Source organism: Pseudomonas sp. NFACC10-1, assembly GCF_900119195.1.
In the GTDB taxonomy this organism is placed as follows: domain Bacteria; phylum Pseudomonadota; class Gammaproteobacteria; order Pseudomonadales; family Pseudomonadaceae; genus Aquipseudomonas; species Aquipseudomonas cerasi.
Window position 1 is genome coordinate 175806 of sequence record NZ_FPJB01000002.1, and the last position, 24959, is coordinate 200764.

At 60.7% G+C, this 24959-nt stretch carries 18 protein-coding genes; 6 read left to right on the forward strand and 12 right to left on the reverse strand.

Annotation, left to right across the window (positions count from 1 at the left end):
* Nucleotides 1–12: 12 nt before the first annotated feature.
* The 8 genes from BT119_RS05430 to glnE form a co-directional block, all read right to left on the reverse strand.
* A complete protein-coding gene (locus tag BT119_RS05430) occupies nt 13–1458 on the reverse strand; it encodes a lipopolysaccharide kinase InaA family protein (protein ID WP_072365035.1) in 1446 nt (481 codons plus the stop codon).
* Complete coding sequence (locus tag BT119_RS05435; protein WP_003366220.1) at nt 1458–2237, reverse strand: lipopolysaccharide kinase InaA family protein; 780 nt, start codon at nt 2235–2237, stop codon at nt 1458–1460. Before BT119_RS05435 ends, BT119_RS05430 begins: the two co-directional genes overlap by 1 nt.
* A complete protein-coding gene (locus tag BT119_RS05440; RefSeq protein WP_072365037.1) occupies nt 2234–2968 on the reverse strand; it encodes a lipopolysaccharide kinase InaA family protein in 735 nt (244 codons plus the stop codon). The genes BT119_RS05435 and BT119_RS05440 overlap by 4 nt, the downstream gene beginning before the upstream one ends.
* Nucleotides 2968–3774 (reverse strand): lipopolysaccharide core heptose(I) kinase RfaP, encoded by an 807-nt coding sequence (gene rfaP / locus BT119_RS05445; RefSeq protein ID WP_003431990.1) that lies wholly within the window; start codon nt 3772–3774, stop codon nt 2968–2970. Before rfaP ends, BT119_RS05440 begins: the two co-directional genes overlap by 1 nt.
* Complete coding sequence (locus BT119_RS05450) at nt 3774–4895, reverse strand: glycosyltransferase family 4 protein (RefSeq protein ID WP_003366217.1); 1122 nt, start codon at nt 4893–4895, stop codon at nt 3774–3776. Before BT119_RS05450 ends, rfaP begins: the two co-directional genes overlap by 1 nt.
* A complete protein-coding gene (gene waaC / locus BT119_RS05455) occupies nt 4895–5959 on the reverse strand; it encodes a lipopolysaccharide heptosyltransferase I (RefSeq protein ID WP_072365040.1) in 1065 nt (354 codons plus the stop codon). Before waaC ends, BT119_RS05450 begins: the two co-directional genes overlap by 1 nt.
* A 2-nt stretch (nt 5960–5961) precedes the next feature.
* Entirely contained in the window at nt 5962–6996 is a 1035-nt protein-coding gene (waaF, locus tag BT119_RS05460; protein WP_003366215.1) for a lipopolysaccharide heptosyltransferase II, read from the reverse strand.
* 128 nt (nt 6997–7124) lie between these two features.
* Nucleotides 7125–10082 (reverse strand): bifunctional [glutamate--ammonia ligase]-adenylyl-L-tyrosine phosphorylase/[glutamate--ammonia-ligase] adenylyltransferase, encoded by a 2958-nt coding sequence (glnE, locus tag BT119_RS05465; RefSeq protein WP_003431994.1) that lies wholly within the window; start codon nt 10080–10082, stop codon nt 7125–7127.
* Nucleotides 10083–10466: 384 nt separating this feature from the next.
* On the opposite strand from glnE, the gene aceE reads away from it, so the two are divergent.
* The 5 genes from aceE to yccS all read left to right on the forward strand — a co-directional run bounded on the left by aceE (nt 10467) and on the right by yccS (nt 20359).
* The gene (gene aceE, locus BT119_RS05470; RefSeq protein WP_003431997.1) at nt 10467–13112 is read left to right on the forward strand and encodes a pyruvate dehydrogenase (acetyl-transferring), homodimeric type; all 2646 of its coding nucleotides are present in this window, start codon (nt 10467–10469) and stop codon (nt 13110–13112) included.
* Nucleotides 13113–13254: 142 nt separating this feature from the next.
* Nucleotides 13255–14883: a dihydrolipoyllysine-residue acetyltransferase gene (gene aceF / locus BT119_RS05475; RefSeq protein ID WP_072365042.1), complete on the forward strand. Its 1629-nt coding sequence runs from the start codon at nt 13255–13257 to the stop codon at nt 14881–14883.
* Between the two features lie 300 nt (nt 14884–15183).
* On the forward strand, nt 15184–16563 hold the full coding sequence (gene dbpA, locus BT119_RS05480; RefSeq protein WP_003432003.1) for an ATP-dependent RNA helicase DbpA: 1380 nt from the start codon (nt 15184–15186) through the stop codon (nt 16561–16563).
* Between the two features lie 281 nt (nt 16564–16844).
* Nucleotides 16845–18023: a BaiN/RdsA family NAD(P)/FAD-dependent oxidoreductase gene (locus BT119_RS05485; RefSeq protein WP_072365044.1), complete on the forward strand. Its 1179-nt coding sequence runs from the start codon at nt 16845–16847 to the stop codon at nt 18021–18023.
* A gap of 137 nt (nt 18024–18160) precedes the next feature.
* Complete coding sequence (gene yccS, locus BT119_RS05490; RefSeq protein WP_032609246.1) at nt 18161–20359, forward strand: YccS family putative transporter; 2199 nt, start codon at nt 18161–18163, stop codon at nt 20357–20359.
* Here the strand turns inward: yccS and BT119_RS05495 are convergent.
* On the reverse strand, nt 20322–21077 hold the full coding sequence (locus BT119_RS05495) for a substrate-binding periplasmic protein (protein ID WP_003432013.1): 756 nt from the start codon (nt 21075–21077) through the stop codon (nt 20322–20324). The genes yccS and BT119_RS05495 overlap by 38 nt on opposite strands.
* 294 nt (nt 21078–21371) lie before the next feature.
* Between BT119_RS05495 and BT119_RS05500 the strand changes: the two genes are divergently transcribed.
* Nucleotides 21372–21830, forward strand: coding sequence for a GNAT family N-acetyltransferase (locus BT119_RS05500; protein WP_003366207.1), 459 nt, complete (start codon nt 21372–21374; stop codon nt 21828–21830).
* A 7-nt stretch (nt 21831–21837) separates the two neighbouring features.
* On the opposite strand, the gene BT119_RS05505 is transcribed toward BT119_RS05500, so the two are convergent.
* The 3 genes from BT119_RS05505 to BT119_RS05515 are packed head-to-tail and all read right to left on the reverse strand — an operon-like array spanning nt 21838 to nt 24856.
* Nucleotides 21838–22134, reverse strand: coding sequence for a winged helix-turn-helix domain-containing protein (locus BT119_RS05505; RefSeq protein WP_003432017.1), 297 nt, complete (start codon nt 22132–22134; stop codon nt 21838–21840).
* Between the two features lie 26 nt (nt 22135–22160).
* Nucleotides 22161–22685: a M48 metallopeptidase family protein gene (locus BT119_RS05510; RefSeq protein ID WP_003366203.1), complete on the reverse strand. Its 525-nt coding sequence runs from the start codon at nt 22683–22685 to the stop codon at nt 22161–22163.
* A gap of 32 nt (nt 22686–22717) precedes the next feature.
* A complete protein-coding gene (locus BT119_RS05515; RefSeq protein WP_003366201.1) occupies nt 22718–24856 on the reverse strand; it encodes a putative bifunctional diguanylate cyclase/phosphodiesterase in 2139 nt (712 codons plus the stop codon).
* Nucleotides 24857–24959 lie beyond the last annotated feature (103 nt).

Here is a 24959-nt window from a genome sequence, read left to right on the forward strand (position 1 = left end):
AGTCAGCTGGGCTCAGTCTGTCACAAGCTTCGGCAAGCGCTGTTCCAGCACCTGGTGCAGCGCGCTCTGCGTCGGCCAGTTGCGCATGAAGCGAGCCCGGTCTCGGGCGTAGGCCGCGGAGAATGACGATTGCGAGCTGTGCTGCTGCATGGCGTCAAGGTCAATCATTGCCCAGCGATCGATGTGCCAGAACAGGTTATGCCCCTTGAAATCGCCATGGCTGATGCGCGCCTGGATAAGCTGCGCGAAAAGCCGGTCCAGCGCCAACAGTTCGACCTCTGGTGCATCACCACTTTCCACATAGGGAGCGAAGCGTTCGATGATGTCCGGCCCATCGATGAACTCGGTCACCAGCCAGGCCTTGCTGCGTAAGCCGAGAAAGCGCTTTTCCTGCACTGCCAGCGGTTTGGGTGTGGCAATGCCAAGGAACATCAACCGGTTGCCTTCGCGCCATGAATGCCAGGCTCGGCTGGGGCGCCAGAAGCGCTTGAGCCAGTGGCTGAAATTCTTGATGTTGTAGCGCTTGATGACCAGCTGACGACCATTGACCTCAACCCGCCCGACACTCGCCGCGCCACCGGTCTTGTACAGATGCCCCTTGTCGAGCAAGGCATCCGCCTGACTCAGCACCGGCAGCATCGCAGGCTCTTCCTCGCGGCGAATGGCGCGGAACACCGAAGCGCTGTCCTCGACACTGAACAGACTGCAGTCGCGCACGGTCTTGCTCATGAAGTCCTTGAGCCGCCAGCTGCGCACCTTGTCGATCTGCTTTTGCAGCGCTTCCATCGGCAAACCATGCTCGGCATTGCTCAACAGGTAATGCACCAGCAGCTCTTCGGTGAAAGGTTCGAAAGACCTGGGCAACTGGGCAAAAAACACACCGAGGTTTTCCAGCACTTTTTGCCGGGACAACGGCGTGCCAGCCTGTTCAGCACGAATCCCGGCGCCATCGATCAAATACAGCTGCCCGTTGTGGCGCAGCAGGTTGTCCAGGTGCAGGTCTTCCTGCCACAGGCCTTTAGCGTGCTGCCGGGCAATGGCCGACAGCGCGTCGCCGAGCACCGCTTGCTGCTCGTCTGCCAGCGGTGGCAGGTGCTGAACAGCGTTCCAGGCATCGCCCAGGCTCGGTGCCTGTTCCAGAAACTCGAACAACAGCCAGCCACCCTCGCCGTCCTGCAAACCGTCGGCCAGCAGCAGTGGTGTGGTCAGGCCCTGTTCGGCAAGCAGCCGTACCCCGGCCAGCTCACGCTGAAAGTGTCGGGCCGCCTTGTCGCCCACCAGCAATTTTGCCAGCACCGTTCGGCCTCGCCAGACACCGGCCCCGACATAGCGCTGCCCCGGCAATACGCGCAGCAGGGTCAGCAATTGCAGTTCAGCCGGTCCGGCAGCATCGGCCAGCGTCAGGCTCATCGGCAACTCGGGGGTACGTCCAGCGGTCTTGAGTTCAGACAAACGCATCAACGGGTCTCTTTATCATCGCGGTGTTGAATGTCTCGTTTGTGAGCGCCGCGCTTGCCCAGACGCGCACTCCAGGCGTCAACCAGCAGGCTGTTCGGCGTAGCTTGCAGATAAGCCGCCAGCAGCTCGCGCCGATCCGCCTCATTCCACATCGGCGCGCGGCGCAGCAGCGGTTCGAGGTCGCGGGCAAGGTCACGCTTGCCGAAGATCACCGGGCGGGTTTTTTCCAGGTCGATCAATTGCGCCTGATACCCCGTACCGGCTGCCTGAAGAAAAATATGCTTGGGATAGAAGCAGCCATGCACCTGTCCGGCGCCGTGCAGCGTGCGCGCCAGCTGCCCGCAGGCGTGCAGTATTGCCAGACGCTGAGCGGCCTCCATCTGGTTCCACTGCTGCAACAGTTCGTCGAGATCGGTCCAGCCGTCCAGCGCACGCGTCATCAGGATCGCCCGGCGCTCGCCGTCGACCTTGCGCTCGCCATAGAACACCGCTTGCAGTGCCGGAATCCCCAGCTTGCGATAGCGACTGATGTTACGAAACTCGCGCGAGAACGACGGTTCGCCAAACGGATGATGCAACGTGTGAGTCAGGTAATTGCTCTGACGCTTGAGGTAAAAACCCTGACCGTCCAGATCGAGGCGGAACACACTGCTCCAGCCGCCGCGCCCGGTATTGGGCTCATCGACCGCATCGAGTCTGATGTTCCAAAGCGATTCAAAATCAGCCAGGTTGTGACGCGCCAGTAAAGGCTGGTCGGCACTGGCAATAAAAACGCTCATTCACGGCCCTCGAAAAAGCTGACGATATGTCGGATACGTTTTTTGTCGGAGGCGTTCAAACGCGTTCGCTGGCGGTATTGCAGGTAGAAGCGCAGGCGCTGGGTGGCCGACAAGTGATACTTGGCGACCTTGTCCAGGCAGGCCAGATCCTTGGTGATCCGATAGCGCAGCATGAAGCTCCACCAGAATGCGCCGTTGGGGCAATCGATGAAAAACAGCTTGCCGTCGTTATCGACCAACAGGTTGCGCCATTTCAAATCATTATGTGTGAAATGGTTGTCGTGCATGATCCGGGTGAAGGCAGCCAGCTGGCGGCTGATCGCGTCGACCCAGTGGCGGTCGGTCAGTCGCGGATCCTTGCGTTGCGCCAGTGCCGACAAGTCTTCGGTGTTCGGCAAGCCACGCGTGATCAGTGCGCCGCGATCATACGCCGCGCCGTTGCGCTCCAGCCCCCAGGCCACCACCTCTGCAGTCGGAATGCCCCATTTGGCGAAGCGCTTGAGGTTCTGCCATTCGGACTTGACCCTCGGCCTGCCCATATAGCGGCGCAGCCCCTTGCCCGCACCCACGTAGCGCTTGACGTAGTAGTAGACACCGGCGCGCTCGACGCGGATGACGTCGGACAGCGGGTCGCGGGTCAACTGCTGGCCCTGCAGGGCAAACACGGCGTCCAGGCTACCGAATTCCGGCTCCAGGAAAGCGTACTCGGGCTCGAGCTTCCAGCCCGCCATCAGAGTGCATCTCCGTAGCGCACTTTGCGCTGATACAACTTGTCGGCTTTTTTATCCAGCCAGGTCAGCAATGCCGCTTCCTTGAGCAGGATTTCGCGCAACGGCTTCTGGAAATAGCCCTGGAGAAAACGCAGTTTGTCGCGGCGGGTAAGGCCAATGTCCAGCGCCGAAAAGTACAGCGCGGCCAGGTCCTTGTTACGCCAGCGCGGCGTGATCGCACGGCGGGTCTGGGCACGGTGCAGGTCGATGACCGACAGTTTGAAATCGTCAGCGGTCACCGGCTTGTCGGTGTGCAACAGAAAATGGCAGATGTAGCAGTCGCGATGATTGACGCCTGCGCGGTGCATCATGCCGACCATGCGGGCGACTTCGGTAATGAAGGCTCTCTTCAGACGCGGCTCGGGCGGCTCGTTGCGCCAGTTGAGGCTGACATCTTCGAGGCTGGTGGTCGGTGCCAGTTCTTCGGTGACGATGAACGAGTGCTGCGCGGCGGGGTTGCTGCCACGTTCACCATAGGCCACGGCCGTCATGGTCGGGACGCCGACTTCATGCAGACGCTCGATGGCGTCCCACTCCTTGCCCGCGCCAAGTACCGGCAGCTTGGCGGTTGCCAGGTTCTTGGCGATCTCGCCCCAGCCAATGCCGCGGTGGATCTTGACGAAGTAACCGCGCCCGTCGACCTCGGTGCGCAGCGTGCGGCGCCCTTCCAGTTCTCGGTAGACCTCGCCGCTCAGGCCTTCGACCTCGACGAACGCATCGCGCCCCGCCCACAGGCTCTTGAACGGCTCAGCAAGGAACAGCTTCATCAATAGTGCTCCGCCAGAATCACATCCGCAGCGTGTTGCGGCATGCTGTAAAGGTCCGCCGTGTCGGCAAAGGTCAGGCCATTGCGCGACCACGCGCTGCGTGCGGCATCGTCCTCAAGCATGTCCGACAGGTAGCGATTGAGCTGCGCCTGCTCGAACGGCTCGTCCAGCACCCGCCCGCAATCGGCCTCGGCTATATAGTGAGCGTAACCACAGACCGCGCTGACCAGGACCGGCAAACCGGCAACCAGCGCTTCGAGCAGCACGGTCCCGGTGTTTTCGTTGTAGGCCGGATGAATCAGCAGGTCGGCGCCCAGCAGAAAACGCGGAATGTCGCTGCGCCCTTTCATGAAGGTCACCTGATCACCCAGGCCGAGCGCCGCGCTCTGCAATTGGAATACTTTGGGGTCGTCCTGACCGATTACAAACAGCCGCGTGCGTTTCTTGAGCTCGGCGGGCAGAGCCGCGAGTGCCTTCAGGCTGCGATCCACGCCCTTGGTCTTGAAACCAGAGCCGATCTGCACCAATAGCAGGTCATCGTCGGCCAGGCCGAATTCCTTGCGAAAGCCTGCACGAATGTCAGGGGCATCCGGCGGCGCGCGGCGATCCTGGGAAATCCCCGGCGGCAGCAAATGGAAGCGCGACGGCGGGGTGTCGTAATGCTTGATGAACAGCGGCTGCTGCACTTCGGAAATCATCAACACCTGAGTTTTCGAGTCCTTGGCGAACACCGCGCGCTCGTAGTCAGCAAAGTGGCGATAACGGCCCCACTTGCGATACAGCGGGCTGCGAAGGTTCTGCGCCTTGTCCTCGAAGCAGCCGTCGGCGGCGTAATACACATCCAGACCGGGCATCTTGTTGAAACCGATCAGGCGGTCCACCGGGCGTTTGGCCAGGTCCGCCTCCATCCAGGCGCTGAGCTTTTCATTGCGCCGATGATTGAAGAACGCCTTGACCGGCGCCACCAGTACCTCGAAACCGGGTGGCACATCGCCTTCCCAGATCAGGGTATACACACGGATCTGATGGCCGCGCTGCTGGCACTCCAGCGCGATGCGCATGAAGTCGCGTTGCAGGCCGCCGAACGGGAAGTATTTGTAGAGTACAAAAGCCAGTTGCATCAGCCAGGTTCCTTTGCCAGCAACAGCGCGCCCAATTGGCTCGCTACTCGCTCGGGATTCAAGCGAGTGAAGCACATCGGCCACTCGCGCTTAAGGTCGAACCGGCGCTGATCGTCGGCGGTCGGTTGGTACGTGCATTTCTTTTGCAGGCACGGCGTGCAGCCCGGGTAGTCGCTGGCCAGATGCACCTGCGACTTGCCGTAGGCCCCGGTCAGGCCCGGATTGGTCGGGCCGAACAGGGAAATGGTCGGCACATCCAGTGCAGCGGCCAGGTGCCCGATGCCGGTGTCTACCGCGACGCACGCCTGCGCGCTGGCCAGCACCCGCGCAACGCCTGCCAGATTGAGCTTTGGCAGCACGTGAGCACTGCTCAGACCCTCGGCAATGCGCTCGGCGCGGGCCTTCTCTGCCGGGTTGCCCCACGGCAACTGCACTTGCAGGCCGCGTGCTGCCATCAATTCGGCCAGCTGTCGCCAGTACAGCTCAGGCCAGTGCTTGGTGTCCCAGGTCGTGCCATGCAGGAACAGCACGAACGGGGCCTGCAAATTGTCATCCAGAGTCGCCAGGGGCTTGAGACCGTAATCGCCCATGCCGGACGGCTGTGAATAACCCAGTGCCTGAGCGAACAACTGGCGCAACCGTTCGACCGCATGCTGCCCGCGTGCCACTGGAAAAGCGCGATCATAAAAGCGACTGGCGACCGGCTCGCGTGCCGAATCGCGGTCCAGACCGGCCACCGGTGCATCGACATAGCGTGTCAGCCAGGCACTTTTGAACAGGCCCTGCGCATCGATCACCAGATCATAGCGCTGTTCGCGCACCTGCTGTTTGAAGCGCCGCCATTCCCCGGACCTGAAGGTTTGCCAAAGGTGCTTGCGCCAGCGGCGAATCGCCACCGGGATCACCCTGGCGACCGCCGGATGCCAGGCGGGAATCTCCGCGAAGCCCTCCTCGACCACCCAGTCGAAGCGAATGCCGGGCAGCGCACGCGCCGCATCGGTCAGCGCGGGCAAGGCATGAATCACATCACCCAGTGAAGACGTCTTGATCAGCAGTACCCGCAAAATCAGGCAACCTCCACCGGCGTGCTACTCAGGCGGCTCAGCGCCTGAGTCACGGCGTCCGGCTCAAGCAGACGCATGCAGTTGTAATGGCCGAAACGGCAGGTGCGCTCAAAGCACGGGCTGCACTCGATGCCCAGACGCACCACCTCGACTGCGTCGGCCAGCGGCGGCGTGAAGCCCGGCGAGGTCGAACCGTAGACAGCCACCAGCGGACGGTTCAGCGCTGCGGCCACGTGCATCAGGCCGGAATCGTTTGACACCACGGCATCGGCGCACGACAGCAGGTCAATGGCTTCGGCCAGCGAGGTCTCGCCACTGAGGTTGACGGACTCCTCGCGCAGGCCGGGAATAAGCTCCTGACGAATGCTCTCACCGACCGGGTGATCTTTTTTCGAGCCAAACAGCCAGACCTGCCAGCCTTCGCGAATGCTCGCGTCGGCGACCTGTGCGTAATGCTCGGCGGGCCAGCGCTTGGACTCACCGAACTCCGCGCCGGGGCATAGCGCCAATACCGGGCGATCCAGGGTCAGACCGAATTTGCTCAGTGCGGCATCACGCGTGGTCGGGTCGATACGCAGGCTCGGCCGCGGGTAAGGACGCGGCAACTCGGTGCCCTTGTCGAAGGCCAGGGCCATGAAACGTTCGATCATCAGCGGGTAGCGCTGCTTGTCGAGGGTCCGCACGTCGTTGAGCAGGCCGTAGCGAAACTCGCCGCGCCAGCCGGTACGTTTCGGAATGCCGGCGAAAAACGGCACCAGTGCGGATTTCAGCGAATTGGGCAGCAGGATAGCCTGATCGTATTGGCCGGCCAGAGACTTGCCGATCCGGCGACGGGTCGCCAGTTCCAGGGCACCGTGCCCCAGCGGAAAACTCAGCGCAGCGCGAACCTCCGGCATGCGCTCCAGTATCGGACGGCTCCATTCAGGGGCCAGCACGTCGATTTCGCACTCGGGATGACGCTGTTTCAGACACTGGAACAGCGTTTGTGCCATCACCATGTCACCGACCCAGCTAGGCCCAACGATCAGAATTTTCATGTTCTATCCAAAAACGACCAGAAACGATCAGGGAGGCCGATCAGACTGCGTGACATTCCCACACAACCTGTCGCCTCCCTGTCATAGCTTTATAGAGTGTTGCAGTGGAATGTGGCGTGCCGTGAGGCTCAGCTCAACCCCATCTGCGTCCAGATCCGCATCACCTCACGCCGCTGAGCGTGAAACTGATCGCCGCTGACCACGCCCGCCTGCTTCTGCAAGGCCTGGCGATGTGCCGCCGAGCGATACGCCTTATAGGCTTCGCGCAACAGGCCGGCATCCGTATCCGGTAGCAGTCCGGCTTCTTCAAGCCCTTCGAGAATCCGGATGTTGTCGGTGTATTGCAGCAGCGCAGGATGCTCTCTGGACCACGCCAAGGCGGCGTATTGCACCATAAATTCGATATCGACGATACCTCCGGCGTCCTGCTTGAGGTCGAATGGCACCGCCGCCTCGAAGGCATTGGCCGCCCTGCCGGCCGCTGTCACGCGGGTACCGAGGTTGTCACGCATCTTGGCGCGCATTTCGCTGACTTCGGCGCGCAGCTTGTCCAGATCACGTTCGCGCCCCAGCACATCGGCACGGACTTTCTCGAATTGCTCGCCCACATCCCGGCTGCCGGTCATGACCCGCGCACGAACCAGCGCCTGATGCTCCCAGGTCCAGGCTTCATTGGCCTGATAACGGGCGAAAGCCCCCACAGAGCTGACCAGCAGGCCGGATGCCCCCGAAGGCCGCAGGCGCATGTCGACGTCATACAGCTGACCGGAGTTGGTTTGCGTGGTCAGCAAATGGATCACCCGCTGCCCCAGCCGGGTGAAGAACTGCGCGGTGTCGATGGGTTTGGCACCGTCGGTCTCGGCCTCCAGATCGCCATCATGAATGAACACCAGATCCAGATCGGAGCCATGCCCCAGCTCGATGCCGCCGACCTTGCCGTAGCCGACGATCACGAAACCCGGATCGCACAACGTGCCGTCCGGACGTAAAGGCGTACCGTGCCGGGCCACGCTGTAGCGCCAGGCCAGCGCGAGCACCTGATCGAGAATCGCCTCGGCCAGCCAGGTCAGGTAATCACTGACTTTCATCAACGGCAGGCTGCCGGATATCTCGGAGGCCGCAACGCGCAGACTGTGCGCCAGCTTGAAATGCCGCAAGGCTTCCATCTGCTGCTCAAGGTCGTCCTCGGGGATACGAATCAGCCGCTCGCGCAGCTCGGCCGCCAGTTCCGGGGCCAGCGGCGGATTGAACAGGCGTCCCTCATTGAGCAACTCATCGAGCAACAACGGGAAACGCGCGATCTGCTCGGCAATCCACGGGCTCGCGGCGCACAGGGTCAGCAGCTGTCGCAGCGCGTCGGGGTTTTCCGTGAGCAGCACCAGGTACGCCGAGCGCCGGGCGACCGCTTCTACCAGGGGCAGCACGCGCTCGAGTACCAGGTCGGGCTTCTCATGTTCCACCGCCTGAGCCAGCAGACGGGGGATGAACGCGTCCAGCCGCTCACGGCTCAGACGCTGCATCGAACGCAGGTTGGGGCTGCTGCGCAGGCTGGCCAGATTTTTCAGCGCCTTCTCGGCGTCAACAAAGCCGGCCTGCAACAGTTGGCGACCTGCGGCCTCTTCGTCCTGGGACTCTTCCCACAACGGCAGCCATTCGCCTCCCACCACCACTTCACCATCTTCTTCCTGCTCATCATCCGGGTCGGCGTCCGGGTCCGCAATGACCTGGCGGAAGTGCCAGGCCACACGGCCACGCCAGTGCATCAGCCGTTCGTGAAAGGCAGCCCAGTCAGCGAAGCCCATGATCAGCGCAACGCGCGCCTGATCCTGTTCGTTGTCCGGGAGCATCTGCGTCTGACGGTCGGCAATCGCCTGAATGGCGTGCTCGGTATAACGCAGAAACTCGTAGCCCTCGCGCAGCTCTTCGGTCACCGCCGAGGGCAGATAGCCCTGCCCCTCAAGGGTTTTCAGCACCTTGAACAACGGCCGCTGTTGCAGACTCAGGTCGCGGCCGCCGTGAATCAGTTGAAAGGCCTGGGCGATGAACTCCACCTCACGAATGCCGCCGGCACCCAGCTTGATGTTTTCCGCCATGCCCTTGCGCTTCACTTCCTGCTGAATGAGCTGCTTCATGGTGCGCAGCGCTTCGATGGCCGAGAAATCCAGATAGCGGCGGTACACGAACGGACGCAGCATCGCCAGCAATTCGGCACCGGCAGCCTGATCGCCCCCGACCACGCGCGCCTTGATCATCGCGTAACGTTCCCAATCCCGGCCCTGGTCCTGGTAATACTGTTCCAGCGCATTGAAGCTGAGCACCAGGGCGCCGGACGAACCGTAGGGGCGCAGACGCATGTCGACCCGGAATACGAATCCGTCGACGGTCACCGGGTCGAGCGCCTTGATCAGCCGCTGGCCCAGACGAATGAAGAACTCCTGATTGTCCAGCGCACGCTTGGTGCCGACGGTCTCGCCGCCCTCCGGGTAGCCGAAGATCAGGTCAATGTCCGAGGACAGGTTCAGTTCGACCGCACCGAGCTTGCCCATGCCCAGAATGACCATGTGCTGCGGCTGCCCGGAATGACGACCGGTCGGGGTGCCGAACTGCTGGCAGTGCCGGGGGTACAACCACTGGTAAGCCAGATCGATCGACGCATCGGCCATGTCCGACAGGTCACGGCAGGTTTCGATCAGGTTTGCCTGACGGGTCAGGTCGCGCCAGATAATCCGTACTTGCTGGCGTGCGCGCTGTCGACGTAGATTACGCCCCAATTCATCATCGCTGGCAGCGCTCGACAGCGCGTCGGCAATCTGCCCGCGCAATTGGCCGGCAGAGAAGCTACGCTCCAGCTCGCCCGAATCGGCCAGCTGCAGGAGCATCTGCGGATCACGGCAGACTTGTTCGGTTACAAAATCACTGGCAGCGCAGACCCGGTCGAATGCTGCCTGCCGCGCCTCGGGCCAGGCCTTGAATGAGGCCTGCGCGTCCTCGGACAGGACAGTGAGCGCGGCCTGAAACATCTGGCGAGCGCGGGTAATCGATGGCAGCAGAATGGCCGGAAATTCGGCCAGTAAAGGCAGGCTCATGGTCTATCCTTGATCGGCGTGCAGACGCCCGTCCGTCGTTATGGCGAGACGCGTCTGCCAGCACCGCTTGTCGAACAAAGGTTATAAATTGCTGGAAAAATCAAATTAGAAGCATAAAAATCCGCTTTTTCCCTGCAAGATATTCAATAGCGATCAACAGTAACGTTTTAAGCTACACGACAACAGGAGCGATTAAGACGCTTCTCTGTAGTTTTACTACTGGGTCCGATACTCGGAGGGCTGAAATCGTCGTCGATTTGTAGTAAAACTACACGCCGCCGGATCCCACCCTCCGGTAATCCAAGAATTTATGTCGTCTGCCCACAAGGCCAGTCGCAAACTCAGGCAACCGATTCTGGAAGCCTTTCCGCCCTGGAGCAAGCCATGCAAGACCTCGATCCCGTCGAAACCCAGGAATGGCTGGACGCCCTGGAATCGGTTCTCGACAAAGAAGGCGAAGACCGCGCTCACTACCTGATGACCCGTTTGGGCGAGCTGGCCACCCGTAGTGGTTCGCAGCTGCCGTACGCCATCACCACGCCATATCGCAACACCATTCCTGTCACCCACGAAGCACGCATGCCTGGCGACCTGTTCATGGAACGCCGCATTCGCTCGCTGGTGCGCTGGAACGCATTGGCCATGGTCGTCAAAACCAACCTGAACGACCCGGATCTGGGCGGCCACATCTCCAGCTTCGCCTCCAGCGCCACGCTGTACGACATCGGCTTCAACTATTTCTTCCAGGCCCCGACCGACGAACACGGCGGCGACCTGATCTACTTCCAGGGTCACGCATCGCCAGGCGTCTATGCCCGTGCGTTCCTCGAAGGCCGCATTACCGAAGACCAGATGAACAACTTCCGTCAGGAAGTCGACGGCAATGGCCTGTCCTCTTATCCACACCCGTGGCTGATGAAGGATTTCTGGCAGTTCCCGACTGTATCGATGGGCCTTGGCCCGATCCAGGCGATCTACCAGGCGCGCTTTATGAAGTACTTGGAGCACCGCGGTTACATTCCGGAAGGCAAGCAGAAAGTCTGGTGCTTCCTGGGTGACGGCGAGACCGACGAGCCGGAATCGCTGGGCGCCATCGCCCTGGCCGGTCGCGAGAAGCTCGACAACCTGATCTTCGTCGTCAACTGCAACCTGCAGCGCCTCGACGGCCCGGTTCGCGGCAACGCCAAGATCATCCAGGAACTCGAAGGCGTGTTCCGCGGCGCCCAATGGAACGTCACCAAAGTCATCTGGGGCCGTTTCTGGGACCCACTGCTGGCCAAGGACGTCGACGGTATCCTGCAACGTCGCATGGACGAAGTCATCGACGGCGAATACCAGAACTACAAGGCCAAGGACGGCGCGTTCGTCCGCGAGCACTTCTTCAACTCGCCTGAACTCAAGGCGATGGTTGCCGATCTGTCCGACGACGAGATCTGGAAACTCAACCGTGGCGGCCACGACCCGTACAAGGTTTATGCGGCCTACCACGAAGCCGTCAACCACAAGGGTCAACCGACCGTGGTTCTGGCCAAGACCATCAAGGGTTATGGCACCGGCGCAGGCGAAGCAAAAAACACTGCGCACAACACCAAGAAGGTCGATGTCGACAGCCTGCGTCACTTCCGTGACCGTTTCGACATCCCGGTCAAGGACTCCGAACTCGAAGCCCTGCCGTTCTACAAGCCGGAAGAAGGCAGCGCCGAAGCCCGTTACCTGAGCGAGCGTCGTGCTGCGCTGGGTGGCTTCGTGCCTCAGCGTCGCGCGCAGAGCTTCAACCTGCCGACGCCGCCACTCGACACCCTCAAGGCCATCCTTGACGGTTCGGGCGACCGTGAAATTTCCACCACCATGGCTTTCGTGCGCATCCTGGCGCAGTTGGTCAAGGACAAGGAGGTCGGTCAGCGCATCGTGCCGATCATCCCGGACGAAGCGCGTACCTTCGGTATGGAAGGCATGTTCCGCCAGCTGGGCATCTACTCGTCGGTCGGCCAGCTCTACGAGCCAGTCGATAAAGAACAAGTGATGTTCTATCGCGAAGACAAGAAAGGCCAGATCCTCGAAGAAGGCATCAACGAAGCGGGCGCCATGTCCTCCTTCATCGCTGCCGGTACTTCGTACTCCAGCCACAACCAGCCGATGATTCCGTTCTACATCTTCTACTCGATGTTCGGTTTCCAGCGCATCGGCGACCTGGCATGGGCCGCTGGCGACAGCCGCACCCGTGGCTTCCTGATCGGTGGCACCGCCGGCCGTACCACGCTGAACGGCGAAGGCCTGCAGCACGAAGACGGTCACAGCCACATCCTGGCATCGACCATCCCGAACTGCCGCACCTTCGACCCGACTTACGGTTACGAACTGGCAGTGATCATCCAGGACGGCATGCGCCGGATGTTCGAAGAGCAGCAGGACGTTTTCTACTACCTGACCGTGATGAACGAGTCCTACACCCAGCCAGCCATGCCGGCCGGTGTGGAAGAAGGCATCGTCAAGGGCATGTACCTGCTCGAAGAAGACACCAAGGAAGCGGCGCACCACGTCCAGTTGCTGGGCTCGGGCACCATCCTGCGTGAAGTTCGCGAAGCGGCGAAGATTCTCCGTGACGAGTTCAATATCGGCGCCGACGTCTGGAGTGTCACCAGCTTCAACGAGCTGCGTCGCGACGGTCTGGCTGCAGAGCGCAACAACCGCCTGCACCCTGGCCAGAAGCCGCAGCTGAGCTATGTCGAGGAGTGCCTCAACGGCCGCAAAGGTCCGGTCATCGCATCGACGGATTACATGAAGCTGTTCGCTGATCAGATTCGTCAGTGGGTTCCAACCAAGGAATACAAAGTCCTGGGCACCGACGGTTTCGGCCGTAGCGACAGCCGCAAGAAGCTGCGTCACTTCTTTGAAGTCGATCGTCACTTCGTGGTGCTGGCGGCCCTGGAAGCCTTGGCTGATCGTGGCGATATCGAACCCAAGGTCGTGGCTGAAGCCATCGCCAAGTTCGGCATCGATCCTGAAAAACGCAATCCACTGGACTGCTAAGAGTCTGCTTCAAGAGCGCTGATCAGAGCGTGAACAGCCGAGGATGCGGAATTTACTTGCCGTAAATGAGCATCCAACGCTGTTTCGTTGTAACTGAACCAGCGTATTCGTGAGTGAACAGGTTCTCCTAAGGAGAGACATAGTGAGTGAGTTAATTCGTGTACCCGACATCGGCAACGGTGAAGGCGAAGTCATTGAATTGATGGTCAAGGTCGGTGATCGCATCGAGGCCGACCAGAGCATTCTGACGCTTGAGTCGGACAAGGCGAGCATGGAAATCCCTGCCCCCAAGGCTGGCGTCATCAAGACCATGAAGGTCAAGCTGGGCGACCGCCTGAAAGAAGGCGACGAGCTGTTCGAACTGGAAGTGGAAGGCGAAGCGGCTGCGGCCCCGGCACCTGCTGCCGAACCTGCTGCGGCCCCGGCCGCCGCCGAAAAGCCGGCTGAAGCCGCACCCGCAGCCGCTGCGCCTGCTCCGGCAGCCAGCGCCAGCGTTCAGGACATCCACGTGCCGGACATCGGTTCGTCGGGAAAGGCCAAGATCATCGAACTGATGGTCAAGGTCGGTGACAGCATCCAGGCCGATCAGTCGCTGATTACCCTGGAATCCGACAAGGCCAGCATGGAGATCCCTTCTCCGGCCGCAGGCGTTGTCGAGAGCATCGAAGTCAAACTGGACCAGGAAGTCGGTACCGGCGACCTGATCCTGAAACTGAAAGTCGAAGGTGCCGCGCCTGCCGCCAGCGCACCCGCTGCGGCCCCTGCCAAGGCTGAAGCCGCGACTCCTGCCGCCCCTGCTCCCAAGGCAGAGGCGGCACCTGCGCCGGCTGCTCCAGCGGCTCCGGCCAAAGACGGCGCCAAGGTTCATGCAGGCCCGGCCGTTCGTCAGCTGGCCCGCGAATTCGGCGTCGAGCTGAGCGCGGTCAGTTCCACCGGCCCGCACGGCCGTGTGCTGAAAGAAGACGTTCAGGCTTACGTCAAAACCATGATGCAGAAGGCCAAGGAAGCGCCAGCTGGCGGCGCAAGCGGCGGCTCGGGCATCCCGCCAATTCCGGAAGTCGATTTCAGCCGTTTCGGCGAGATCGAAGAAGTGCCGATGACGCGTCTGATGCAACTCGGCGCTTCCGGTCTGCACCGCAGCTGGCTGAACATCCCGCACGTCACGCAATTCGACCAGGCCGACATTACCGACCTGGAAGCTTTCCGTGTGGCGCAGAAAGGCGCTGCCGAGAAAGCTGGCGTCAAGCTGACCGTTCTGCCACTGCTGCTCAAATCCTGCGCCCACCTGCTCAAGGAGCTGCCGGACTTCAACGCTTCGCTGGCACCTAGCGGCAAGGCCGTGATTCGCAAGAAGTACGTGCACATCGGCTTTGCCGTGGACACCCCGGACGGCCTGCTGGTCCCGGTCATCCGCGACGTCGACCAGAAGAGCCTGTTGCAACTGGCTGCCGAAGCCGCCGCACTGGCGGAAAAGGCGCGCAACAAGAAACTGACTGCGAACGACATGCAGGGCGCGTGCTTCACCATCTCCAGCCTTGGCCACATTGGCGGCACCGGCTTCACGCCGATCGTCAACGCGCCGGAAGTGGCGATCCTCGGTGTTTCCAAGGCAACCATCCAGCCCGTCTGGGACGGTAAAGCCTTCCAGCCGAAACTGATGCTGCCGCTGTCGCTGTCCTACGATCACCGCGTGATCAACGGCGCAGCTGCTGCCCGCTTCACCAAGCGCTTGAGCGAATTGCTGGCGGACATCCGCACAATCCTGCTGTAAGCCCTGCAGGCCCGTTCCCGGACGGGCCTTGCTGTACACCTTTGCGAGCTGCCACGCTCGAACCTCAACCCCGCCCTCCAGCGGGGATTTTTTTGTCTGGCTATCGCGCCCATGCTCCGCGCTGATTGCTGGATCCTGTGGGAGTGACCGGGGCGGCGACCCGCATTGCTCACGACCCACCTTCGGGGGTTGTACGGACCCCTTCGCGAGCAAGCTCGCTCCCACGACCTTTATCGCGGTGCCAGGTCTGACTGGCGGGTGATACACTACGCGACATTTTTGTTTTGCAGGTTCACCGTCGTGACTAACACCGCTTTCAATTCTCTGCCCCTGTCTGCTGCCATGCTGGCTAACCTGGAGTCGCTTGGTTATGCCGAAATGACACCGATTCAGGCGCAGAGCCTGCCGGTGATCCTCAAGGGCATGGACCTGATCGCGCAAGCCAAGACCGGCAGCGGCAAGACCGCTGCATTCGGCATCGGCCTGCTCAACCCTATCAACCCGCGTTTCTTCGGTTGCCAGGCATTGGTCATGTGCCCGACCCGCGAACTGGCGGATCAGGTGGCCAAGGAAATTCGCCGTCTGGCGCGTTCCGAGGACAACATCAAGGTCCTGACCCTGTGTGGCGGCGTTTCATTCGGCCCGCAGATCGGCTCGCTGGAACATGGCGCGCACATCATCGTCGGTACTCCGGGTCGCATACAGCAGCACTTGCGCAAGGGCTCGCTGGTCCTGGACGGCCTGAACACGCTGATTCTCGATGAAGCCGACCGCATGCTGGACATGGGTTTTTACGACGCCATCGCCGACATCATCGAGCAGACCCCGCAGCGCCGCCAGACGCTGCTGTTCTCGGCGACCTACCCGGTCGGTATCAAGCAGTTGTCCTCGAAATTCATGCGTGATCCACAGACCGTGAAAGTCGAAGCACTGCACGCCGACAGCCAGATCGAGCAGATTTTCTACGAGATCTCTCCGGAGCAGCGCCTGGAAGCAGTGGTCAAGGTACTCGGCCATTTCCGTCCGACGTCCTGCGTGGCGTTCTGCTTCACCAAGCAGCAGGTGCAGGAAGTGGTCGATCACCTGACCGCCAAGGGCATGTCTGCCGTCGGCCTGCATGGCGATCTCGAACAGCGTGACCGTGATCAGGTACTGGCGATGTTTGCCAACCGCAGCACCTCGGTACTGGTCGCCACTGACGTGGCCGCGCGCGGTCTGGACATCGACGCGCTGGACATGGTGATCAACGTCGAGCTGGCGCGTGATTCGGAAATCCACATTCACCGCGTCGGCCGTACCGGTCGCGCAGGCGAGAAAGGCATCGCGGTCAGCCTGGTGGCTCCGTCGGAAAGCCAACGCGCGCGTGCCATCGAAGAGTTGCAGAAAGCGCCGTTGAACTGGCAGCAATACGACAGACTGAGCATCAAGGAAGGCGGCAAGCTGCTGCCCGCCATGACCACCCTGTGCATCGGTTCGGGCCGCAAGGACAAGCTGCGTCCGGGCGATATCCTCGGCGCACTGACCGGCGAGGCAGGCATTCCGGGCACTCAGGTCGGCAAGATCGCGATTTTCGACTTCCAGGCCTACGTTGCCGTCGAGCGCAGCATGGCCAAACAGGCCCTGGAGCGCTTGAACAACGGCAAGATCAAGGGCAAGTCGCTGCGCGTGCGGATTTTGTAAAGTTTATCGTTGACCCTGGTAGTCCCTACACGCCGCGCCGAGCGTCATATACAGGCCTTGAAGGTCCTGAAAACACGGTTTTCAGGCTTCTGCCCGCAGGGCGTAGGAGCGAACTTGTTCGCGAAGATGGTAGTTCAGACGATAAATCTTCGGAGAACATACCGGCCCTTTCGCGAACAAGTTCGCTCCCACGGCCTTCGGCCAGAATCAAAAACAGGCTTGTGCATAGCTTGGCGCGGAGCATGGGAACGATCGTGACCTGAAGATCGAGGAACCACGCTGTGCCCGTTACTGACGTTGTAATCATTGGCGCCGGCGCTGCCGGTCTGATGTGTGCGTTCACCGCTGCCGCTCGCGGGCGCAAGGTGATGTTGATCGACCACGCCAACAAACCCGGCAAGAAGATCCTGATGTCCGGTGGCGGGCGGTGCAACTTCACCAATATGTACACCGAGCCGGCCAACTTCCTGTCGCAGAACCCGCATTTCTGCAAATCGGCCCTGGCCCGCTACACCCAATGGGATTTCATCGCGATGGTCGCCAAGCATGGCGTGCCTTATCACGAGAAGAAGCTCGGCCAGCTGTTTTGCGACAACAAGTCCAGCGACATTCTGGAAATGCTTCTGGAAGAGTGCCGCGAGGCCGGTGTCAGCCTGCACATGGACACCTCCGTGCAGCAGATCGAAAAGACCGACGCCGGCTACAGCCTGCAGACCACGCTGGGCCCCCTGAACTGCCAGTCGCTGGTGATTGCCACGGGCGGGCTGTCGATTCCGACGCTGGGCGCTACAGGTTTTGGCTATCAGATTGGCAAGCAGTTCGGCCACACGCTGCTGCCGACCCGCGCCGGGCTGGTGCCGTTCACCATCACCGATCAGCTCAAGGAGCTGTGCACCGAGTTGTCAGGCACCTCGGTGGATTGTCTGGTGAGCTGCAACGACACCAGCTTCCGCGAAAACATCCTGTTCACCCACCGCGGCCTCAGTGGCCCGGCGATCCTGCAGATTTCCTCGTTCTGGCAGCCCGGTGACACGGTGGAAATCAACCTGCTGCCCGATCACGACGTGCCCGCCTGGCTCAACCAGCAGCAGGCCGAGCGCCCCAACAGTGAGCTGAAAACCCTGCTGGGCGAGATTTTCACCAAGAAGATGGCCAACCTGATCGCCGAACACTGGTTCGTTTCCAAACCGATGAAGCAGTACACCCACGCCGAGCTGGCCGATATCGCCGAAAAGCTGGCGAGCTGGCAGGTGGTGCCGGCGGGCACCGAGGGTTATCGCACGGCCGAAGTGACGCTGGGCGGTATAGACACCCGCGAAGTGTCGTCCAAGACCATGGAATCGCTGAAATCCCCCGGTCTTTATTTTGTGGGCGAAGTGCTGGACGTGAGCGGTCATCTGGGCGGTTTCAACTTTCAGTGGGCCTGGGCGTCGGCCTATGCTGCCGCACACTACGTGTGACGTAGTCGCTGATACGCAACATCACGACACGACAAACCGGTATAAATTTTGCGAGGCGGATGTACAGCCAGTCATTTGGTCTGTACATATCCTCCTGCACGATCGATCAATTGCGAACAGGGCCGTCAAGCTAACCCATGGCATCGAAATCTCTCCGTCATACATTCCGTCGATTGTGGGCGCTGGATAAATTCAGCTATAGCGTTCGAGTCTTTATCGCACTGACCGGCAGCATGGCGCTGTGCTGGTATCAAAACGAAATGGCATTACTGATCCCGCTGTTTCTGGGGATTATTGCCTGCGCCCTGGCCGAGACTGACGACAGCTGGCAGGGCCGACTCAATGCCCTGGCCGTGACCCTGGTGTGTTTCAGCATCGCCGCCCTCGCCGTCGAATTGCTCTTCCCCTACCCCATCCTGTTTGTCTGCTCGCTGGCGCTGGCCAGCTTCTGCCTGACCATGCTGGGCGCGCTGGGTGAGCGGTATGGCGCAATCGCCTACGGCACGTTGATCCTTTCGGTCTACACCATGATCGGCGTCGATCAACGTGGCGGTGAAGTGCTGGACTTCTGGCATGAACCGATGCTGCTGGTGGCGGGCGCGGCCTGGTACGGACTGCTGTCAGTGCTGTGGCAGATGCTGTTTTCCAACCAGCCGGTGCAACAGGCGCTGGCGCGACTGTTTCGTGAGCTGGGCCAGTACCTGAAACTCAAGTCGACCCTGTTTGAACCGATTCGCACGCTCAACGTGGAGGCACGTCGTCTGGAACTGGCGCAGCAGAACGGCAAAGTGGTTGCTGCGCTGAACTCCACCAAGGAAATCATCCTGCACCGCGTCGGCAGCGGCCGGCCCGGCTCCAAAGTCAGCCGCTACCTGAAGCTGTACTTCATCGCTCAGGACATCCACGAGCGCGCCAGCTCGTCGCATTACCCCTACAACTCACTGGCCGATGCGTTTTTCCACAGCGACGTGCTGTTCCGCTGTCAGCGCCTGCTGCGTCAACAGGGCGTTGCCTGCCAGGCGCTGTCAGAATCCATCCAGCTGCGGCAGCCGTTCGTGTATGACCCCAGCTTCGCCGAAGCCATGGAAGACCTGCACGCATCCCTTGAGCATCTGCGCATCCAGAGCAACCCTGCCTGGCGCGGCCTGCTGCGTTCGCTGCGCGCGCTGGCTGCCAACCTCGGCACCCTGGATCGTCTGATCAGCGACGCCAGCAACCCGGACGCCGTAGCCGATGCCACCGACAGCAGCCTGCTGGACCGCTCGCCGCGCAACCTCAAGGATGTCTGGACACGCCTGCGCCTGCAGATGACCCCGACCTCGCTGCTGTTTCGTCACGCCCTGCGCCTGCCGCTGGCATTAACCATCGGTTACGCGATGGTGCACCTGATTCACCCGTCACAGGGCTACTGGATCATCCTCACCACGGTGTTCGTCTGCCAGCCCAGCTACGGCGCCACCCGGCTCAAGCTCGGCCAACGGATCATCGGCACCGCGATTGGCCTGACTGTCGGCTGGGTGCTGTTCGATCTGGTTACCAGTCCGATTCTGCAATCGATGTGTGCGGTGCTGGCCGGGGTGGTGTTCTTCGTCAACCGGACAACGCGCTACACCCTGTCGACCGCCGCCATCACAGTGATGGTGCTGTTCTGCTTCAATCAGGTCGGCGACGGTTACGGCCTGTTCCTGCCCCGGCTGTTCGATACCCTGCTGGGCAGCCTTATCGCCGGCCTCGCAGTGTTCCTGTTTCTGCCGGACTGGCAGGGGCGGCGCCTGAACAAGGTGCTGGCCAATACCCTGACCTGCAACAGCATCTACCTGCGGCAGATCATGCAACAGTATGCCAAGGGCAAGAGTGACGACCTGGCCTACCGACTGGCGCGGCGCAATGCCCACAACGCCGACGCGGCGCTGTCGACCACGCTGGCGAATATGCTCATGGAGCCCGGCCACTTCCGCAAGGAGGCCGACGTCGGCTTCCGCTTTCTGGTGCTGTCGCACACGCTGCTCAGCTACCTTTCAGGTCTCGGCGCGCACCGTGATACGCAGTTGCCGAGCGATGTCCGCGAACACCTGATCGATAACGTCGGCGCCACGCTGGCCGCCAGCATCGACGAAATCGCCGCAGGGCTGGCCGAGAAGAGGCCGGTTGCGGTACAGAGCGATGTCGAGGAAGGGCTGGCCGCGCAACTGGAGCAACTGCCCGAGGACATGGACGAGAGCCAGCGGCTGGTGCAGGCCCAACTGGCACTGATCTGCCGCCAACTGGCGCCGCTGCGCACCCTCGCCGCGCACCTGATCAAAGCTCCGGAGACTGCTGCAACCCATGCAGTCTGAGCAATTCATCGTAGGTGCCGTCCGCTTTCATGGCGGCAATTTCGCGATCGAAGTCAGCGACGATCTTTTCGTGATGCGGATTTTTCAGACTGACCAGAATATGCAGGCTGTTATCGCTTAACGAACCCGGTAGAAACTCGACCCGGTCACGCACCTCGTCCGGTTCCATCGCCAGGTTGTAGCGAGCGACGTATTCGTCTTCCAGGGTCAGGTCGACACGCTCGGCAGCAAGCATGCGTATGGCGGTGGAGAAGTTTTGCACAGGGACTTTCTGCAACTCGGTGTCGTCGTCAAACGCAGGAGCATAAGCGTAACCGCGCACCACCGCGATCATGTACTTGTGCAATTGCTCATGGGTCAGGGTGCCAATGGGCGACTCCTTGCGCTTGATGAAACGCACCCGATTGAGCAGGTACTCCGCAGAAAACTGGCCAATTTTCGTGCGCTCCTCGCTGAACCAGGCATTGATCAGCACATCATGACGCCCCTGGCTCAAGCCGAGCATCGCCCGCGCCCAAGGCACTTGCTCATACAGTGTGGTGTACCCGGCACGGCGCAGCGCCGTATTGACGATGTCGGTTGCCAACCCGCCGTTGAGCAGCAGCGCGTCGGTAAAAGGCGGCCAGGGGTCAGCGACAAGACGCAACTTTTCAGCTGCATTGGCGGGCGCCATCAGCATGAAGACCAGCAACCCCACCGCTCGAAGCAACTGCGACATGCTCAGGTTCCTGAAAGGGGCGGCGTGCCCGATTTAATCCTATCGGCAGGAAAACGCTCGCGCGTTAGGCTCTGTACGAAAACTCGGCGAGCGAAGGTCAGGCGAGCCTGTTCCACTTTTCGTACAGAGCCTAGAGCACCTGCCGTTTTTAATTGAAGACCTGAAGCAGGCAGTAGACAAGCCGGGGGAGCAACATGCTCACCCGACGTAGCATTCATATCGTTGACGGCGTTTATTGGGAATGTCGCCGGATACGTTTAGACTTCGCTTCTGGTTTCCCTGCGAGTCTGCAACATGTCTATCAAATGGATCTGCAAACATCACACCGAGCTGAGCATCCAGCAGCTCTATGCCGTGCTGCAACTGCGTGCCGAGGTGTTTGTGGTCGAGCAGCAATGCGTGTATCTGGACGTCGACGGACAGGACCTGACGGGCGACACCTGCCACCTGATGGCCTGGCAGGAAGACAAGCTGGTCGCCTACCTGCGTTTGCTCGACCCCATCCAGCAAGGCGGCGACGTGACCATCGGCCGGGTGGTGACCGCGCCGTCGATTCGCAGTCGGGGTATCGGCCATGAACTGATGGAGCAGGCCCTGGAAAACGCCGAACGCAAATGGCCCGACCAGCCCATCTACCTATCGGCCCAGGCCCATTTGCAGGGCTATTACAGCCGCTATGGCTTCAATCCGGTGGGCGAGATCTACCTGGAAGACGACATCCCGCATATCGGCATGCGTCGCGATCTGGACTGAAAACCGCTCAGGGATACTCCAGCACAGCCTTGATGCGTGGCAGATTGTCGGCAATCCAGCCCTTGTCAACGGCGCCCCAGTCACGGATCCGGTAGCTGCCGGCGTGATTGCGGCCACCTTCGAGCTGCTCGAAGTCGCACACAATGTCCAGATCGGCAAGCGCACTGATGGTGTCCTGAGCGGTACGACGAGGCATGCCGGTTGCCGTCATCAGCTCAGGGACACTGCTGGCGACCCGTGAATCGATCAGATACGCCACGTACAGGCGGCGATAGAAACTGCTTTTGGTCTTGCTGACCTGCATCGTCGAATCCTTTTTCAGTGCCTGGTTCAGCATGGCGCATGTGCGGCCTGCAGATCGCGGTACGTCAGGTACACGCGCAAATCGAACTCCAGCTGGTGATAACCAGGCAACATGTGTTCACACAACTGGTAGAACGCCTTGTTATGGTCCGACTCACGAAAGTGGGCCAGCTCGTGCACCACGATCATTTTCAGAAACTCCGGCGGCGCTTCCTTGAACAGCGCTGCTACGCGAATCTCGTTGCTGGCCTTGAGCTTGCCACCCTGCACTCTGGATATCTTGGTGTGCAGGCCCAGTGCGCGATGAGTCAGGTCAAGGCGATTATCGAACAGAACCTTCTTGATGGCTGGCGCGTTGCGCAGGTGATCCTGCTTGAGCGCCAGCGCATAGGCGTAGAGGGCCTTGTCGCTCTGAATCTGATGCCGCGCGGGGTAGCGCTGCTGCAGGTAATCCGCCAGGCGATCGTCGGCAATCAACTGCTGCACCTGGTCCTGCAGGGCCTGCGGATAGGCCTGCAGGTATTTGAGCGGAGCATGGCTGGATGCAGTCATGGGGCCTTTGCATGAGATCGAAAAACGCCATTCTACAACAATCTCTTCTGCCTCAAGCCTGCCACGTCAAAGTGCCCGGGAAAGCGCAACGCCTCTTCCGGGCCCATCGGGTGAGCGATCAAAAAGCCCTGAATGACCTGACAACCGTTGTCGGCCAGCCATTGATATTGCTCAGCCGTCTCGACGCCTTCGGCGATGACCAGCATATCGAGGTTGCGGCTCAGGTCGATGATACTGCTGGCCATTGCCGCTTCGCGCTTTGATCCTGCGATGCTGGCCACAAAACGCCTGTCCAGCTTCAAAGTGTCGAGCTGAAGATTGCGCAAATGCGACAGCGAGCATTCGCCCGTACCAAAGTCGTCGAGCGCAATGCGCACACCGACGTCATGCAACAACTTCAGCTGTTTATGGCTGTGCGTGAGGTTATTCACCAGAGCGGTTTCAGTGATTTCCACTTCGATCTGCCCCGGTTTCAACTCGAAGCGATCCATGGCGCGCTTCAATTCCGAAGCCAGATTGGGCAGACAGAATTGCGTGGGGCTGACGCAGACACTCAGTACCATGTCGGGCGCAAAGATACGGCTCCATGCCTGACGCTGCTCGGCGCCCTGATCAAAGATCCAGCCGCCGAGCCGATTGATCAGCCTGGTCTCTTCCAGCAGCGGAATGAACAGCGCAGGCGGGACCTCTCCGACCGCAGGATGCTGCCAGCGCAGCAATGCCTCGAAACCACGCAGGCGACCATCCGCCATGTGAATCTGAGGCTGGTAAACCACTGAAAAATCCCGGCCATCGATGGCCGTGCGCACGCTTTCCTCAAGCATCAGTCGCGAGCGGGCGCGCCCGTTCATGTTCTGATCATAGAACCGGTATTGCTGCCGCCCGGCACGCTTGGCCTCGTACATGGCAATATCTGCCGCGCGCAGCAGACCGTCCAGATTCGAGCCGCAGTCCGGGAAGGTTGCAATGCCGACACTGGCACCCAGCGTGATCTCGACACCGTCGACCTGACGTCTTCCGGATACCCGCTCGATGAGCTTTTCGGCGATCTTGGCCGCCTGCTCGGGGTAATCGAGCCCGTCGATCACCACAGTGAATTCGTCGCCGCCGATGCGCGCCAGCACATCATAGGGGCGCATGCTGTCCTTGAACTGCTCGGCGACCCAGAGCAGTACCTGATCCCCTGCTTCATGGCCAAGCGCATCATTGATCTGCTTGAAGCCATCCAGATCCATGAACAGCACGACCAGGTATTTATCAGCCCGCTCGTTACGCAACAGCATGCTTTCAACTGCCTGATAAAGCCCGCGGCGATTGAGCAGGCCAGTCAACGCATCGGTGACGGCCTGTTTTTCAAGCTGCTGATAAAGATCACGGACCACCGACATATCGAGAACCGTCAGTACCATTGCCTTCTGTTCGGCAGGCAGCGCCGCGCAGGACAACGCCACGGGCAGTTGTGTGCCTTGCGCAGTGCGCAGAATGGCGTCATGCACCCGATAGGTATCGGACTTGCGATAGTGCTGATAAAAGCCCGAGTCCAGCCAGTGCCCCTCCTTCGGCTCGATGATGTAGTCCAGCACCTGAGTGCCGCGAAGCTGATCGACGGAGGTGTTCAACAACTGACAGATGGCCGGATTGGCAAAGCTGATGGTGCCTGCTTCGTCAACGACCAGAATGCCTTCGGCGACATTGGCCAGCACCGATGCATTGAACGCACGAGCCGATTCCAGTTCCAGCGACAGCTGTTGCAGCGCACGGCGATTGCGCTGCTGTTCAAGCAAAGTCTGTACCTTGGGCTTGAGCACGTTCGGGTCGAACGGTTTGAACAGATAATCCGTCGCACCATTCGCATAACCCTTCTGCACCGCATCCTGAGTCTGCTCATTGGCGGTGAGAAAAATAATCGGCGTAAGGCGGGTACGCTGACTGCCGCGCATCAGTCGCGCGACCTCGAAGCCGTCCATGCCCGGCATTTGCACATCCAGCAAAACCAGGTCGACTTCCTGCTCGAGCAATACGGTCAATGCTTCGATTCCGGAACTTGCAGTCACAATGTGCCAGTCCGTTCTTTGCAGAACAGCACACATCGTCACCAGATTTTCCGGGTAATCGTCTACAACGAGTAAAACTGAAGAGCCATCATCTGGCTGGGTTGGCACGCGTTCCATGCTGCTTCTCTATGTGGGCATGACGCCTGAGACTCAGGACGACCGTCATACTTTGGAATAACTCTAGCCTCGTCTCGCCAAAAGCAGAAGCAAGGCGCCTGTT

What these genes read in the sequence shown, in the direction of transcription:
- BT119_RS05430 (WP_072365035.1), bottom strand. Translation starts at nt 1,458, where the DNA reads ATGCGTTTGTCTGAACTCAAGACCGCTGGACGTACCCCCGAGTTGCCG.
- BT119_RS05435 (WP_003366220.1), bottom strand. Translation starts at nt 2,237, where the DNA reads ATGAGCGTTTTTATTGCCAGTGCCGACCAGCCTTTACTGGCGCGTCAC.
- BT119_RS05440 (WP_072365037.1), bottom strand. Translation starts at nt 2,968, where the DNA reads ATGGCGGGCTGGAAGCTCGAGCCCGAGTACGCTTTCCTGGAGCCGGAA.
- rfaP (WP_003431990.1), bottom strand. Translation starts at nt 3,774, where the DNA reads ATGAAGCTGTTCCTTGCTGAGCCGTTCAAGAGCCTGTGGGCGGGGCGC.
- BT119_RS05450 (WP_003366217.1), bottom strand. Translation starts at nt 4,895, where the DNA reads ATGCAACTGGCTTTTGTACTCTACAAATACTTCCCGTTCGGCGGCCTG.
- waaF (WP_003366215.1), bottom strand. Translation starts at nt 6,996, where the DNA reads ATGAAAATTCTGATCGTTGGGCCTAGCTGGGTCGGTGACATGGTGATG.
- glnE (WP_003431994.1), bottom strand. Translation starts at nt 10,082, where the DNA reads ATGAGCCTGCCTTTACTGGCCGAATTTCCGGCCATTCTGCTGCCATCG.
- aceE (WP_003431997.1), top strand. Translation starts at nt 10,467, where the DNA reads ATGCAAGACCTCGATCCCGTCGAAACCCAGGAATGGCTGGACGCCCTG.
- yccS (WP_032609246.1), top strand. Translation starts at nt 18,161, where the DNA reads ATGGCATCGAAATCTCTCCGTCATACATTCCGTCGATTGTGGGCGCTG.
- BT119_RS05495 (WP_003432013.1), bottom strand. Translation starts at nt 21,077, where the DNA reads ATGTCGCAGTTGCTTCGAGCGGTGGGGTTGCTGGTCTTCATGCTGATG.
- BT119_RS05500 (WP_003366207.1), top strand. Translation starts at nt 21,372, where the DNA reads ATGTCTATCAAATGGATCTGCAAACATCACACCGAGCTGAGCATCCAG.
- BT119_RS05505 (WP_003432017.1), bottom strand. Translation starts at nt 22,134, where the DNA reads ATGCAGGTCAGCAAGACCAAAAGCAGTTTCTATCGCCGCCTGTACGTG.
- BT119_RS05510 (WP_003366203.1), bottom strand. Translation starts at nt 22,685, where the DNA reads ATGACTGCATCCAGCCATGCTCCGCTCAAATACCTGCAGGCCTATCCG.
- BT119_RS05515 (WP_003366201.1), bottom strand. Translation starts at nt 24,856, where the DNA reads ATGGAACGCGTGCCAACCCAGCCAGATGATGGCTCTTCAGTTTTACTC.